The following is a 14,226-nucleotide window of genomic DNA, read 5'->3' as shown; positions in this document are numbered from 1 at the left end:
GGGCGGCTACTCGAAGCGCAGGCCGTCCGGACGCATCAGCCGCCACAGCGCCGGCAGGCTGGCCGTCGTCACCAGCAGGACGACGCCGGCGGAGATGGCCGCGACCGACCCCACGCTCGTCCAGTCGGGCCGCACCGGCACCGCCACGATGCGGAGCAGCACCGTGCCCAGGCTCAGGCCCAGCGCCGTGGCCAGCAACAGGCCGAGTGCCACCGGGACCGCCGTCTGCCACAGGATCGACCAGCCCAGCGTCGTGCGCCGGGTGCCGAAGGCCACCAGCGCGGCCAGGGTGCGGCGGCGCTCGCGGAGCTGCTCCAGGGTGCCGACCAGCAGGCTCAGGCCGACCAGGAGCAGCGTCACGGTGGCCCCCGCGTACAGGCCGCGGCGGATGCCGGCGAACGTCGTGTCCGTCTCCTGCTGGGTCAGGAGGCTGACGTCCATCGTCGGGCTGATGGCCGCGGCCGCGGTGCGGAGGTGCTCCGACGCGTCGGGGTCGGCGGGGTCGAGCCGGGCGAACGACACGTACGTCGCCTCGGGTGGCACCGGCGGGGCCGCCGACGGGGTGAACAGCAGGCCCACGTGGCGGTCGCCCCACGGGTCGGGGCGGGCCGTCACCGCGCGGGTCGACGCCGGGACCAGGAACGGCCGGTCGTTGATCTCCACCGTCTGGCCGGCCAGCCCGGGCGTGAGGGCGAACGTGTCGCCGTCGGCGCAGGAGGGCAGTGTCGCCAGCTCGCGCAGGACCGCGCAGTCGGCCACGAGCGCCTCGACGATGGCCGGGTCGCCGTTGACGTCCTTGGTGGCCGTGGTCGCGACGCCGCGCCGGTAGGTGCTCACGCCGGTGACGCCGCGCGCGGCCCGCAGCCGGGCGTCGACGTCGGCGGCGTCGCGGACCGGGCCCAGCTGCGAGTCGGCGACCACGGTCATCGCCTGGGCGCGGGAGAGGTCCTGGCCGGTCGGCTTCGTGTACTCGGCCTGGGCCGCCGAGAACAGCATCTGCAGCGCGATCGTGCCGGCCGCGGCGACCGCGATGGCATTGACGGCCCGCACCGAGCTGCCGCCGGATAGCTGCAGCCGGCGGACCGCGAGCTGCCAGGCCAGGGTGCCGGCGCCGGCGAGCGGGCCGACCAGCCGGTCGAACATCCACGGCAGCAGGGTCGCGACGCCGAGCAGCAGGAGCACGACGCCGCCGACGGCCTGCCACGGGTTGAACTCCGCGCCCCTGGTGCCGATCAAGGGATACAGCAGGGCGAGCCCGCCGACCGGGAGCAGGACCCGCCACCACAGGCGGGGCTTGGTGCGGGCGGTCGCCCGCCGGACCACGCCGAGCGGCTCGACGACGACCCGGCGCATGGCGAGCAGCGTCATCGCGAGCGCGGCCAGCGGCACGGCGACCACGATGAGCAGCGCGAGGCCCGGCGACGGCCGCACGTCGGTGGCGAACACGCTCAGCCGCGCGACCTCGAACCGCTCGATGAGCTGCCGCCCGAGCAGGAAGAACACGGCGCCGAGCAGGACGCCGCCGGCGGCGCTGACGACCGCCTCCCCGGCCGCGATGCGGCGGGCCATCCCGCTGTCGGCGCCGGCCAGGCGCACCGCGGCCAGCCGCCGGTCGCGCTGCTCGCCGCCGAACCGGGTCGCCGCGGCGACGAACATCGCCACCGGCATGAGCAGCACCACGAAGATGACCACGACGAGCAGGAGCAGGAACGGGTTGAGGCCGTCGGACGGGCTGTGCGACCCGTACGAGCCCAGGCGCAGCACCCGGGACTGCTCCTCGCGCAGGTCGGTGCGCACCTGATACAGCGCGAGCTCGCGCGGCCCGGCCAGCCCCGGCTCGCCGATCGTGCCGGCGATCGGCGCCGGATAGCGCTGGCGCAGCAGCGCGCCGTCGGGCGACTCGAGCAGCCGCTTGAGGGCGGGGGAGACCAGCATCGAGCCGGCCGGCGGGAACGCCTTGACGCCGGGCGGCAGCACCGGGTCGGCGCCTTCCGGCAGCACGTACCGCACGCGCAGGGCCCGCCCGCGGAACGAGTCGTCGGCCGGCAGGGAGAGGACGGTGTGCTCGGTGCGGGCCGGTGCCTCGCTGCCCCAGGGCAGGTCGTCGCGCGCGTCGGTGCGCGCCGCGCGGGCGCCGAGCATCGCCGGCACCGACACCGACAGCAGCAGCACGGCCACGCCGAGCGCCACCCCGACCGCCGTCAGCCCGGTGCGCAGCAGCCCTTCCCGCCCGCCGCCGAGGGCCAGCCGGGCCCCCAGCGCGACATCGGCGAACCACCGGGTCATGCGGCCCGCGCCAGGTCGAGGGCCTTGCCGTCGCGGACGACCACCTCGCGGTCGGAGTAGGCGGCGACCCGTGGCTCGTGCGTCACGAGCACCACGGCAGCGCCGCTGTCCCGGGCCGCGGCCGTGAACAGCTGCATCACCCGCTCGCCGTTGAGCGAGTCGAGCGCCCCCGTCGGCTCGTCGGCGAACACCACCCGCGCCCCGGTGACCAGCGCCCGGGCCACCGCGACCCGCTGCCCCTCGCCGCCGGACACCTCGCCCGGCCGCTTGCCGGCCACGTGGTCGATCTCCAGCCGGGACAGCCAGTCGGCGGCCCGCCGCTGGGCCTCCCGGCGGCGCATCCCGTCGAGCCGCAGCGGCAGCGCCACGTTCTCCAGGCAGGTCAGCTCGGGCACCAGCTGCCCGAACTGGAACACGAACCCGAACTCGCCGCGCCGCAGGGCGCTGCGCCGGGTGTCGGACATGGCCGACAGCTCCCGGTCGCGATACCGCACCACGCCCGAGTCGGGGCGCACGATCCCGGCCAGGCAGTGCAGCAGCGTCGACTTCCCCGAGCCGGACGGCCCCATCACCGCGACGATCTCGCCGGCCGCGACCGACATCGACGCCCCGGACAGCGCCGGCGTGCTGCCGAACGTCTTGGTCAGGTCCTCGGCCGTCAACAGCGCCGTCACGGTCGCACCTGCTTCCCCAGGTCGTCGAGGCGGGCGGCGGTGAGCTCCAGCCAGCGCAGGTCGGCCTCGAGGTGGAACAGGGCGTGGTCGCAGATGAGCTGGTCGCTCAGGTCGCCGTCGGCCTTGCGCCGGGTCAGCTCGCGCATCAGCCGCAGGTGCTCGGCCCGCTGCGTGTCGAGCAGCTCGGCGGCCGGCCGCCCGGTGAGCAGCGCGAGCACCACCTTCGTGTAGAGCACGCTCTGCAGATACGGCTCGGGCTTCTCCGGCTGCCCGAGCCACCGCTCGATGTCGGCCACGCCGGCCGGGGTGATGGCATACCGCTTGCGGTCGGGGCCCTCGCCGGGCTCGACCCCGTCGACCGTGACGAAGCCGTGCTTCAGCAGGCGGGAGAGCGTGGCATAGACCTGGCCGTAGGCGAGCGGCCGGTCGGAACCGAACCGCTCGTCATAGGCCCGCTTCAGGTCGTAACCGTGCCGCGGCTGGGACTCGAGCAGCCCCAGAAACGCTTGACCGATGGACATGCCCGGCACTCTACACGACTTGTATACATGCCGTGTATACACCTCATGTAGAGAGCGCTCGGCGGTACGCCGCCTCCAGTTCGGACCAGCCGTAGTTCAGCGCGTCCGCACCGCGCACCGGCGGGTGCGGGGTGCCGTCGAGCAGCAGCTCCATCACCCGCACGCACTGGTGCCAGCCCGCGGCCACCTTTGCGACGAAGTCCCGGTCGGCGAGGGTGTGCCAGAGCGTGAGCCGCGTTCCGCCGGCCGTCGCGGCCAGCTCCCACCGCAGGAGATCTTCTCCCCAGGTGTACTGCAGGATCCTCGGCGCGTCGACGGACGTGACCTCGGCCGCCAGCGGGACCGCCGTCTCCCCGTCGATCATCGTCAGCGTCGCCGGCCCGAGGGTCCCGAGATCGCGGTCGGCGGTGAACGGGGCCCACTTCGCGAGCAGGTCCGGCTCGGTCAGCGTCCGCCACACGCGCGCGGGCGGGTGGCGCAGATCGCGGACGAAGCGGAGCGTCCACCGGCCGTCGTCGGTGGACCGGTACGCCACCTCGGCGGGTGGCCCAGGGTCGAAGTTCATATGCCCAGCGAAGCATATACACGCGACCTGCGCAAACTTCCCTCCTTCATCTGTACGAGGAAATGTGCCATCCGCCACCGCGGGGAGTGGTCCAGGTCACATTCAAGGAAATATGTCCGATTTGCCGATCTGGGCTCCCGGTAGGTTCGCCCGAACGCAACGGCTATCACCCGATTTATCCCCTGGGTGGGACGCCGGAGCGACCTCCCTCGCAACCGATCCCACCTAGGAGAGCTGGTGCGCCTGCCTGCCCTTTCGCGCAAAGCCCGGATGGCCGCCATCGCGGCGATCGTGGCGGTTCCCGCGGTGGCCCTGCCCATCGCGTTCGCCGGCAACGACGGCGGAATCCCCGGACTCCCCGGTACCGGTGCCAACGACGGCAGTGCCTACGCATTCCCGGCCACCCCTGACTCCATCCCGGACACGCCGGTGCGGGTCAACCAGGTCGGCTACCTTCCGGACGGCCCGAAGCGGGCCACGGTCATCTCGGACTCGTCGCAGCCGCTGCCCTGGCAGCTCAAGGACAACTCGGGCAAGGTCGTCGCCTCCGGCGAGTCACAGCCGCACGGCATGGACGCCAGCTCCGGCCAGAACACCCACGTCGTGGACTTCAGCGAGTACCGCGGCTCGGGCAACACCTACACGCTGGAGGTGGACGGCAAGGCCAGCCTGCCGTTCGACCTCGACCCCAAGGCGTACAAGCAGCTGAGCGTCGACTCGCTGTCCTTCTTCTACACGCAGCGCAGCGGCATCGCGATCGACAACAAGATCGCGCCCGGCTACGGCCGCAAGGCGGGCCACACCGCCGACACTCCCAACGGCGGCGACACCAAGGTCCCGTGCGCCCCGGGCAGCTGCAACTACACGCTCGACGTCACCGGCGGCTGGTACGACGCCGGCGACCACGGCAAGTACGTCGTCAACGGCGGCATCTCGGTCGCGCAGCTGCTCAGCACGTACGAGCGCGCGCCGAAGGCGTCGCAGGACCGCGAGCTGCGCCTGCCCGAGCGTGGCGGCAAGACCCCCGACGTGCTCGACGAGGCGCGCTGGGAGCTCGACTTCCTCATGAAGATGCAGGTGCCGGACGGCGAGAAGCTCGCCGGCATGGCCCACCACAAGATCCACGACGTGGCCTGGACCGGCCTGCCGATGGACCCGGCCGCCGACCCGCAGCAGCGCCAGCTCAGGCCGCCGTCGACCGCGGCGACGCTGAACCTGGCCGCGGCCGCCGCCCAGGGCGCGCGCGTCTTCGCCGACTACGACAAGGGCTACTCGGCCAAGCTGCTCGCTTCGGCGAAGAAGGCGTACGAGGCCGCCAAGGCCAACCCGAGCATCACGGCCCCCGACTCGGACTCGACCGGCGGCGGCGCGTACGGCGACTGGAACGTCGCCGACGAGTTCTACTGGGCCGCCGCGGAGCTGTACCTCACCACCGGTGACAAGCAGTACTCCGCCGACGTGACCGGCTCGCCGCTGCACAAGGCCGACGTCTTCGACCGCGCCTTCGACTGGCAGAACACCGCCGCGCTCGGCCGCCTCGACCTGGCGACCGTCGACAGCAAGCTGGCGGACCGGGACCGGGTCCGCGAGTCCGTCCAGGCCGCCGCCGACCGCTACCTGAAGGTCATCGCGGACCAGGCCTACGGCCAGCCGTACGCGCCGAACGGCGGCTACGACTGGGGCTCGAACGCCCAGATCCTCAACAACCTGGCCGTCGTGGCCACCGCCTTCGACATCACGGGCAAGCAGCAGTACCGTGACGGCGTCCTGTCCGGCATGGACTACCTGCTCGGCCGCAACGCGCTGAACCAGTCCTACGTCACCGGCTACGGCGAGAAGGCGTCGAAGAACCAGCACAGCCGCTGGTACGCGCACCAGCTCGACCCGAACCTGCCGAACCCGCCGCGGGGCACCCTGGCCGGCGGCCCGAACTCGCAGCTGCAGGACGAGGTCGCCTCGGCCGCGCTGAAGGACTGCAAGCCGCAGCTGTGCTACATGGACGACATCAAGTCGTGGTCGACGAACGAGCTCACCATCAACTGGAACTCGGCGCTGGCCTACGTCTCGTCCTTCGTGGCGGACAACTCGTAACTAGCTCTCGTCGGGATGGGGCGGCCACTGGTCGCCCCATTCGGCGTCTCTGGCCGCCTTGTACCGCGCACCCTCCCGCTTCGGCACCAGCACCGGGCCGACCGTGGTGTCCGGCTGGCAGACCTGCAGCGTGACCAGCCCCTTGCGGAACGCCGGGTGCCGCACCACGCGGCCCTCGGCGCCGGGTTGGTTCCTCGTGACGGCGACGAACGAGAACTTCTCGTCCTCGTGGCCCAGCCGCGCCTCCTTGAGCCGCCGGTGCAGCGCCGACCGGTTGACCCGGGCCGAGAAGTGGCACCAGTCCCTGCCCTGCATGCCGCACGCGCCCTGGTGCGGGCAGGGCGCCGCGACGGTCCATCCGGCGGCGATGAGCGCGTCCCTTGCCGTCAGGATTCTCCGGTACCCCTCGGGAGTCCCCGGTTCGACGATGACCAATGCCTGGCGGGCGGCGGCGCCGGCCTCGGCGACCAGGGAACGCTGATCGTCCTCGGTCAGCTCGGTCAGCACGTACGACACGGTGATCAGGTCGGCCTCGGTCAACGGCTCGCCGAGGCGCCACTCCTGCCACCGCGCGGCCAGGCGCCCCTTCGCGATCCGCTCGCCGAGCCGCAGCGCCTCCGGGACCTGGTCGAGCACCGTCGCGTCGAGCGGCCCGTAGGCGTCGACGGCCGCCCACGTCGCCGCGCCCGTGCCGCCGCCGACGTCGAGCAGGCTCCGCGGCTCGATCGGCGGCAGCATCGCGAGGGCCTTCGCGACGGCGGCGTGCGTGGCCGGCATCCGGTACGCCGCGTACGCCGTCGCATCGACCATGGTGCGGATGAGCGGCTCGTCGGCCGGCCGGCCGCTGCGGTAGTCGGCGATGAGCCGCTGCACCGAGTCGGCGAGGCGGGCCGGCGGCACGTCCTCGAGCAGGGCGTCGAGGGCTTCTCTCAGGTCAGACACGACGACGCCACCACCAGCGCTGGACGAGCAGGGTCAGCACCCCGGCGACGACGATCGCGGCGAGGTTGAGGAACAGCTGGACCGTCGAGCCCCACGCCTCGTGCCACACGCCGTAGGCCAGGGCGGCCGCGATGTTCGCCGCGGCCGGCACGGTCGTCACCGAGATCAGCACCCCGATCAGCGGCCCGGCCTTCGAGCTGGTCAGCGAGAGCATACCGGCGATGCCGGCGAAGAAGCCGACGATCCAGGAGAAGGCGTCGGGCTGCCAGATGAAGTCGGTGAGCGGCCGGTCGCGCAGCAGCATGCCCTTGTCGACGAGGCCGAGCAGGTCGAGCAGCCAGGTGTTGACGATCGTGGCCGCGATCGCGATCGGGAACCCGACACCGAGGGCGGTCAGCGCTCGTCGCATCGTGCGTGCGCGTGCCCGGACGATGCCGACGCACAGGGCGGCGAGCGGGCCGAACTCCGGGCCGACGACCATCGCGCCGACGATGAGGATCGGCTGGTCGAGCAGCACGCCGATGCCGGCGATGATGGTCGCGATGCCGAGCATCAGCAGGTACGTGCCGGAGAGGTCGGTCTCCTCGCCGGTCTTCTGCTCGATCTCGTCCCAGACCACGGCGTCGGCGGCCAGCCCGGGCGCGGCGTCGGCGGCCCGCTGGGCGCTTCTGCTGAGGGAGACGTCGACGTTCTCGATCGCGATGGAGCCACGCTCGTGGAGCTTCATCGCGCGCAGCTTGGCCAGCACCGGGTTGCCGGCCTCGCGCACGACGTCGCACATGACGACGTCGCCCGCCGGCTGCCGGGCCGCACCCGGGAACACGACGAGATTCGTCGCGCCGGCCTCCACGGTGAGCAGCTCGACGACCCGGTCGGTGTCGGCGGGCGGACTGATGACCCTCAGATGCAGCACGGATGAGATTTTGTCGTACCCGGTCGCTAGGCTGACGCCGCCCCTTCGATCCCCCTCTAGGAAGGTTTGTCGACCGATGCCCCAGACGACGTATCTCGAACTGTCCGAGGATGCCGGGAGCGCGCACAAGTTCTACGAGGTCACCGTTGACGGCAACGAGATGACGATTCGATACGGGCGGATCGGCGACGGCGGCCAGAGCAAGACGACGTCCTATGCCGACGAGGCGAAGGCGCAGGCCGACGCGCAGAAGAAGATCGGTGAGAAGGTCCGCAAGGGTTATGCGCCGGCCGTGCAGGGGCAGCGGGCGGCGCGGTCGGTGACCCGGCGGCAGATCCAGAGCCAGCGGTCGACGGCGAAGATGGCGCCGGTCCTGTGGAAATACCGGTCGGGCGCCCCCGCGTTCGGCATCTTCATCAACGACGACGTGTGCATGGTCGGCAACGAGAAGGGCACGATCACCGTGCTCAAGCACGACGCGACGGTCGAGCGGCAGTTCCAGCTGCCCGACGGCGTCAAGTGCATCGTCGCCGACGACCAGTGGATCTACGCGGGCTGCGACGACGGCAACGTCTACGACCTGACCGGCAAGGTCCCGCGGCTGGCCTACGCGATCGCCTCCGACATCGACATCTACTGGCTCGACATCCACGACGGCGTGCTGGGCGTCTCCGACGACAAGGGCGGCGTCTGCGCCATCGACCACGAGGACGAGTTCCTCTGGCGCAAGAAGAGCAAGGGCCAGAGCGGCTGGATGGTCCGCTGCGACGCCACGGCCGTCCACCACGGCCACAGCAAGGGCGTGACCAGCTACGACTGGCGCACCGGCGCCGAGCGCTGGCACCAGCCCACCCCGGGCGCCGTGCTCTTCGGCTGGCAGGAGCGCGACATGCTCTATGCGGGCATGTCCTCCAACTCGGTGCTGTCCTTCGGCAAGGACGGCTCGAAGGGCGTCACCTACCGCTGCGACGCCACCATCTTCTCCAACGCCACGTCCCCCGACGGCCGCTACGTCTTCGCCGGCGACTACCACTCCTCGGTCTACTGCTTCGACGCCGCGGGCAACCGCCTCTGGAAGCTGGGCACGGGCTGCGGCAGCGCCTACTCGATGCAGTATCACGACGAGAAGCTCTACATCGTCACCACGGACGGCTCGCTGGCCTGCATCGACGCGAGCGAGGAGGCCGTGCGCGCGGCCGAGCAGGGCGTCGTGCCGGAGTACGTCGACGTGAAGGCCCCGCGCGCGATGGAGTCGGTGGCTCCGTCCGCTGCGGTGGAGGAGATCTCCGACCCGGCCGACGGCGTCGTCCTCGAGTGCGTGGAGCAGGGCGGCCGCCTCCGGATCCGCGTGGTCACGTCCGGCTACCACCAGGACTGGCAGGTCCAGTTCCCGAAGAACGTCCGCGAGCCCGGCGCCCGCTACGTCGTGACGGGCATCCGCGAGTCCGCCCGCGGCGGCTTCTACCGCACGCACGGCGAGATCCGCCGCCTGGTCTGACCGCGGCACGTACAGGTCCGCGCCGCGCGAGCGGCCCGGGCCCGCCCGAGCCCGTGCCGCCGCCAGCGGTCCGAACTCGGCGGGTCCGGGCCGCTCGCCGCGTTGTGGCGCCGGTGGCCCGGCCCGTGCGGGTTCGAGTCGCTGGCTGTTGTGGTGCCGGTGGCCCGGCCCGTGCGGGTCCGGGTCGCTGGCTGTGTCGTGGTGCCGGTGGCGGTTGTTGTTGCCTTGCCTGGGCTGCTGCCGTTCGAACAGGAAGGCGTCGCCGTCTCGCCCGCCGCCAGTAGCGCGGGCCTACGTCTCGCCGCGGTCGGCCGGTCATCCCTTAGACGTTGGTCGATCTACCCTCAGTTGCATGATCGATGGAGACGTCTGGCTGTCATGGCAGCCGGAACTCGCCATCGATCACGGGACGGTGCGGGGTCCGGGGCGTAGCGTGCTGGGCATGACGGGACGTCGCGTGGCGTTGGTTACCGGTGGGAGTCGCGGGGTTGGGCGGGGGATCGCCACGGCGCTCGGGCACGCCGGGTGGGAGGTCTGGATCACCGGGCGGTCGTCCGATGCGGGTGGGACCAGCGGGCATCTGCCCGGGACCGTCGAGGACGTGGCCCGGGCCGTCGATCGGGTCGGGGGAGCCGGGCGCGCGGTCGTCTGCGACCACTGGGACGACGCGCAGGTCGACGAGCTCGTGCGGCGGATCGGGCGGGAGGCCGGCCGGCTGGACCTGCTCGTCAACAACGTCTGGGGTGGGTACGAGCGGCTCAACGCCGGAGGGTGGGAGGAGTGGAACCTGCCGTTCTGGGAGCAGCCCCTCGAACTGTGGGATGCCATGTTCGGGGCCGGCGTGCGGGCGCACTACGTGACCACGGCGAAGTGCGTGCCGCTGCTGCTGCACCGGCCCGGCGGGCTGGTGGTGACCGTGTCGATGGAGGTCGGGGCGGTGCATGACCTGCGGCAGCCCGTGGCGTACAGCGTTGCCAAGACGGCCGATGATCGGCTAGCCCTCGCCGTGGCCGAGGCGCTCAAGCGCCACGGGGTCGCTTCCGTCTCGCTCTATCCCGGGCTGGTGCGGACCGAAGGGGTCATGCAGTTCGCCGAATATCTTGATATGGAAAACTCTCAGTCGCCCGAAGGGGTTGGGCGGGCTGTCGTGGCCGTCGCCGCGGACGCGGACGTGCTGGCCATGAGCGGGCGGGGCTGGCACGTTGCGGATCTTGGTGCCCGATACGGTATCGACGTCTCCTGATGGGCACAATGGACGGGTGCGACTGTCGTTGCCGCTTCCGTCCGAGATCGTCGACCTTGCCTTCTCCACCGCGGGGAGGGCGGTCGGGGTCGCCGCCAGCGTGGCGGCGCTGCCCGGGCGCGTGGTGCGGATCGTCGACGGCGTAGAGGTGCTGCTGGCGCGGGCCACCACCACGCTCGACGCCGCGCAGCAGGCCGTGGAGGACGCCCGGGCCGCGACCGAGCGAGCGACCGCGATCGTCGACCGGGCGGTCGACCTCACCCAGCGCGTCGACGCGATCGTGACGCACTCGGCGCAGACGTCGGCGGAGGCCGCGGCCCTCGTGACGCAGGCGCGGCAGACCGCCGCCGAGGCCGGCGCCGTGGTCACCCAGGCCGGGCAGACGGCGGGCACGGCGGCGCAGCTCATCGTCGCCTATGAGCCGGGGCTGCGGCGGTTCGTCGAGGAGCTGTCGCCCGAGGAGGTCGACGCGGCGATCCACATGATCGACGAGCTGCCGAAGCTCGCGCACCACCTCAACACCGACGTCCTGCCGATCCTCGCCTCGCTCGACCGGGCCGGCCCCGACATCCACGAGCTGCTCGAGGTCACGCGCGACCTGCGCCAGGCGATCATCGGCATCCCCGGCTTCGCCATGCTCCGCCGCCGCGGCGCCGCCGACGAGGCCGAGCGCGAGGTCGAGGTCGTCGCGAAGAAGGCCAGGAAGCGCGTGTAGACCGTCGGCGGAAGCTGACGTTTCACCGCGTCGCATTCGGGTAGGCGGCACGCCGCTACATCACCCGCGTGCGAGGGGAACACCCAGTGACCACGACGAAGCCGCTGCCAGGGCCGGTCCCGACGCGGCCCGGCCCGGTCCGGCGCCCGCTGCCGGGCACCGCGCTGGGCCGGCTGCTCCGCACGACCGACGCGAAGCAGGTCGGCATCCTGTACCTGTTCACGTCCTTCGTCTTCTTCATCGCGGCCGGCGTGATGGCCCTGCTCATGCGGGCCGAGCTGGCCCGGCCCGGCCTGCAGTTCCTGTCGCCGGAGCAGTACAACCAGCTGTTCACCATCCACGGCACGGTCATGCTGCTGCTGTTCGCGACGCCGATCGTGTTCGCGTTCGCCAACTTCATCGTGCCGCTGCAGATCGGCGCGCCCGACGTCGCCTTCCCGCGGCTCAACGCGCTCGCCTACTGGCTGTACCTGCTCGGCGGCGGGCTCGTCGTGGCCGGCTTCATCACCCCGAACGGCGCGGCGGACTTCGGCTGGTTCGCCTACGCACCGCTCAACAGCGTCACGGACTCGCCCGGCGTCGGCGCCGACCTGTGGATCGTCGGCCTGGTGCTGTCCGGCCTCGGCACGATCCTGGGCGCCGTCAACATCACCACCACGATCATCACGCTGCGTGCGCCGGGGATGACCATGTTCCGGCTGCCCATCTTCGTCTGGAACATCCTGATCACCGCCCTGATGGTCCTCATGGTGTTCCCCCTGCTCGCGGCGGCGCTTCTGGTACTGCTGGCCGACCGCAAGCTCGGCGCGCAGGTCTTCGTCCCCGAGACCGGCGGCGCGCTGCTCTGGCAGCACCTGTTCTGGTTCTTCGGCCACCCCGAGGTCTACATCGTGGCGCTGCCGTTCTTCGGCATCATCACCGAGGTCATCCCGGTCTTCAGTCGCAAGCCCGTCTACGGCTACAAGGGCATGGTCGGCGCCACGATCGCGATCGGTGCCCTGTCGATGAGCGTCTGGGCCCACCACATGTTCGGCACCGGCCAGGTGCTGCTGCCGTTCTTCAGCTTCCTCAGCTTCCTCATCGCGATCCCGACGGGCATGAAGTTCTTCAACTGGACCGGCACGATGTGGCGCGGCCAGCTGACGTTCGAGACCCCGATGCTGTTCGCGATCGGCTTCCTGGTGACGTTCCTGCTCGGCGGGCTGTCGGGGGTGTTGCTGGCCAGTCCGCCGATCGACTTCCACGTCACCGACACGTACTTCGTCGTGGCCCACTTCCACTACGTGCTCTTCGGCACGATCGTGTTCGCCGTGTACGCCGGGGTGTACTTCTGGTTCCCGAAGATGTTCGGCCGGATGCTCGACGAGCGCCTGGGCCGGCTGCACTTCTGGCTCACCTTCGTCGGCTTCCACACCACGTTCCTGGTGCAGCACTGGCTGGGCACGCAGGGGATGCCCCGCCGCTACGCCGACTACCTGCCGACCGACGGCTTCACCACGCTGAACACGGTCTCCACGATCGGGTCGTTCATCCTCGGCGCGTCGACGATCCCGTTCCTGTACAACATGTGGATCTCGTACAAGGCCGGCCGCGTCGTGATGGTCGACGACCCGTGGGGGTACGGCAACTCGCTGGAGTGGGCCACGAGCAGCCCGCCGCCGCTGCGCAACTTCGACAGCATGCCGCGCATCCGCTCCGAGCGGCCGGCGTTCGACGCCAAGTTTCCCCACCTGGCGGCCGGCGGCGGGGCTCGCAAGGGCCCGCCGGAGGGCGGCGCCCGCCCGCTGACCGCCGAGTCCGACCAGAAGGCGGTCGACGCGGACCAGGCGGAGCGAGACGAGCGGGAGGACTGACCCTCAGGCCACCGGCACCCAGTGGCGCAGGGCCGCGCCGAGCTGGGCCAGGGCGGCGTGGGCGGCGTCGAACAGGGCCAGCTTGCGCGGGAAGTTGTGGACCATGCCCTGGTAGCAGGCGCTGATCACCGGCACCCCGGCCGCCGACAGGGCCGCGGCGTAGCGCTCGGCCTCGGGCCGCAGGATGTCCAGCTCGGCGGTGACGATCACGGTCGGCGGCAGGCCGGCGAGGTCGGCCAGGTGCGGCGACAGGTCCGGCACCGCGCGGTCCACGCCCGGCGGGGCGTACGCGTCCCAGAAGAAGCGCATCTCGTCGCGGTGCAGGCCGTAGTCGTCCAGGTCGGGATAGTCCTGGGCCGGGTCGACGACGGGGCAGATCAGCAGCTGCGCGGCCAGGGGACGGCCGGCGTCACGGGCCCGCCGGGCCGCCACCGTCGCCAGGTGACCGCCGGCGGAGTCGCCGGCGACGGCCGTCGGGGCGGGGTCCACGCCGTGGGCGGCGCCGTGGTCGCGCAGCCAGGTCAGGGCCGTGTCGAGGTCGTCCGGTGCGGCCGGGAACGGGTGCTCGGGGGCGCGGCGGTAGTGCACCGCCAGGACCGACCAGCCGGTCTCGGCCGCCAGCGCCCGGCAGAGGCCGTCGTGCGTGTCGAGGTCGCCGAGGGCCCATCCGCCGCCGTGGGCATAGAGGATGACGGGGGAGGCTCCGGCGGTACCGTCGCGGAAAAGGCGAGCAGGAACGCCGTTCGCGTCCACGTCGACCACGGTGCCGGGCGCCGGGACGAGCCCGACCTCGTCGGGGACCGCCGCCACCATGCTCTGCCGCACGGCCGCGAGATTGGCGACGGTGAGCGGCTCGCGCGGCTGCGCGCCGAGCGCGGCGCGCGCCTGGGGGTGCAGGCGGGTCGGGTCCATACCGCCCAGTATC

Annotated in this window: 12 protein-coding genes; 5 read left to right on the top strand and 7 right to left on the bottom strand. The window is 71.9% G+C overall.

The window, feature by feature from the left end:
- Positions 1-6 precede the first annotated feature (6 nt).
- The 4 genes from IEZ31_RS17295 to IEZ31_RS17280 are packed head-to-tail and all read right to left on the bottom strand — an operon-like array spanning position 7 to position 4,046.
- On the bottom strand, positions 7-2,286 hold the full coding sequence (locus IEZ31_RS17295; protein ID WP_190250898.1) for an FtsX-like permease family protein: 2,280 nt from the start codon (positions 2,284-2,286) through the stop codon (positions 7-9).
- The gene (locus IEZ31_RS17290; protein ID WP_229835310.1) at positions 2,283-2,960 is read right to left on the bottom strand and encodes an ABC transporter ATP-binding protein; all 678 of its coding nucleotides are present in this window, start codon (positions 2,958-2,960) and stop codon (positions 2,283-2,285) included. Before IEZ31_RS17290 ends, IEZ31_RS17295 begins: the two co-directional genes overlap by 4 nt.
- Complete coding sequence (locus IEZ31_RS17285; RefSeq protein WP_190250897.1) at positions 2,957-3,481, bottom strand: PadR family transcriptional regulator; 525 nt, start codon at positions 3,479-3,481, stop codon at positions 2,957-2,959. The genes IEZ31_RS17290 and IEZ31_RS17285 overlap by 4 nt, the downstream gene beginning before the upstream one ends.
- 43 nt (positions 3,482-3,524) lie before the next feature.
- A complete protein-coding gene (locus tag IEZ31_RS17280) occupies positions 3,525-4,046 on the bottom strand; it encodes an SRPBCC family protein (RefSeq protein ID WP_190250896.1) in 522 nt (173 codons plus the stop codon).
- A 237-nt stretch (positions 4,047-4,283) separates the two neighbouring features.
- Between IEZ31_RS17280 and IEZ31_RS17275 the strand changes: the two genes are divergently transcribed.
- Entirely contained in the window at positions 4,284-6,137 is a 1,854-nt protein-coding gene (locus IEZ31_RS17275) for a glycoside hydrolase family 9 protein (protein WP_308429398.1), read from the top strand.
- On the opposite strand, the gene IEZ31_RS17270 is transcribed toward IEZ31_RS17275, so the two are convergent.
- Together IEZ31_RS17270 and IEZ31_RS17265 are read right to left on the bottom strand one after the other, a co-directional pair.
- Positions 6,138-7,079 carry a small ribosomal subunit Rsm22 family protein gene (locus IEZ31_RS17270; RefSeq protein WP_190250895.1) on the bottom strand — a complete coding sequence of 314 codons (942 nt, stop codon included), beginning with the start codon at positions 7,077-7,079 and terminating at the stop codon, positions 6,138-6,140. It lies immediately after the preceding gene.
- On the bottom strand, positions 7,072-7,992 hold the full coding sequence (locus IEZ31_RS17265) for a DUF389 domain-containing protein (RefSeq protein WP_190250894.1): 921 nt from the start codon (positions 7,990-7,992) through the stop codon (positions 7,072-7,074). Before IEZ31_RS17265 ends, IEZ31_RS17270 begins: the two co-directional genes overlap by 8 nt.
- A 76-nt stretch (positions 7,993-8,068) precedes the next feature.
- Between IEZ31_RS17265 and IEZ31_RS17260 the strand changes: the two genes are divergently transcribed.
- From IEZ31_RS17260 to ctaD, 4 genes are all read left to right on the top strand, one after another.
- On the top strand, positions 8,069-9,490 hold the full coding sequence (locus tag IEZ31_RS17260; RefSeq protein WP_190250893.1) for a WGR domain-containing protein: 1,422 nt from the start codon (positions 8,069-8,071) through the stop codon (positions 9,488-9,490).
- Between the two features lie 442 nt (positions 9,491-9,932).
- Entirely contained in the window at positions 9,933-10,733 is an 801-nt protein-coding gene (locus IEZ31_RS17255) for an SDR family NAD(P)-dependent oxidoreductase (protein WP_190250892.1), read from the top strand.
- A 16-nt stretch (positions 10,734-10,749) separates the two neighbouring features.
- A complete protein-coding gene (locus tag IEZ31_RS17250) occupies positions 10,750-11,448 on the top strand; it encodes a hypothetical protein (RefSeq protein ID WP_190250891.1) in 699 nt (232 codons plus the stop codon).
- An 86-nt stretch (positions 11,449-11,534) separates the two neighbouring features.
- Positions 11,535-13,301: an aa3-type cytochrome oxidase subunit I gene (gene ctaD, locus IEZ31_RS17245; protein WP_229835308.1), complete on the top strand. Its 1,767-nt coding sequence runs from the start codon at positions 11,535-11,537 to the stop codon at positions 13,299-13,301.
- Positions 13,302-13,304: 3 nt separating this feature from the next.
- On the opposite strand, the gene IEZ31_RS17240 is transcribed toward ctaD, so the two are convergent.
- Entirely contained in the window at positions 13,305-14,213 is a 909-nt protein-coding gene (locus tag IEZ31_RS17240; RefSeq protein WP_190250890.1) for an alpha/beta hydrolase, read from the bottom strand.
- Positions 14,214-14,226: the final 13 nt, after the last annotated feature.

The sequence above is a fragment of the Dactylosporangium sucinum genome, assembly GCF_014647515.1.
In the GTDB taxonomy this organism is placed as follows: Bacteria; Actinomycetota; Actinomycetes; order Mycobacteriales; family Micromonosporaceae; genus Dactylosporangium; species Dactylosporangium sucinum.
Note: the sequence above shows the minus strand (reverse complement) of the source record. Positions and strands in the feature narration are given on the sequence as shown.

Excerpts from the sequence above, each read along its gene's own strand:
- IEZ31_RS17240 (WP_190250890.1), bottom strand. The coding sequence starts at position 14,213 with ATGGACCCGACCCGCCTGCACCCCCAGGCGCGCGCCGCGCTCGGCGCG.
- IEZ31_RS17255 (WP_190250892.1), top strand. The coding sequence starts at position 9,933 with ATGACGGGACGTCGCGTGGCGTTGGTTACCGGTGGGAGTCGCGGGGTT.
- IEZ31_RS17285 (WP_190250897.1), bottom strand. The coding sequence starts at position 3,481 with ATGTCCATCGGTCAAGCGTTTCTGGGGCTGCTCGAGTCCCAGCCGCGG.
- IEZ31_RS17295 (WP_190250898.1), bottom strand. The coding sequence starts at position 2,286 with ATGACCCGGTGGTTCGCCGATGTCGCGCTGGGGGCCCGGCTGGCCCTC.
- IEZ31_RS17260 (WP_190250893.1), top strand. The coding sequence starts at position 8,069 with ATGCCCCAGACGACGTATCTCGAACTGTCCGAGGATGCCGGGAGCGCG.
- IEZ31_RS17280 (WP_190250896.1), bottom strand. The coding sequence starts at position 4,046 with ATGAACTTCGACCCTGGGCCACCCGCCGAGGTGGCGTACCGGTCCACC.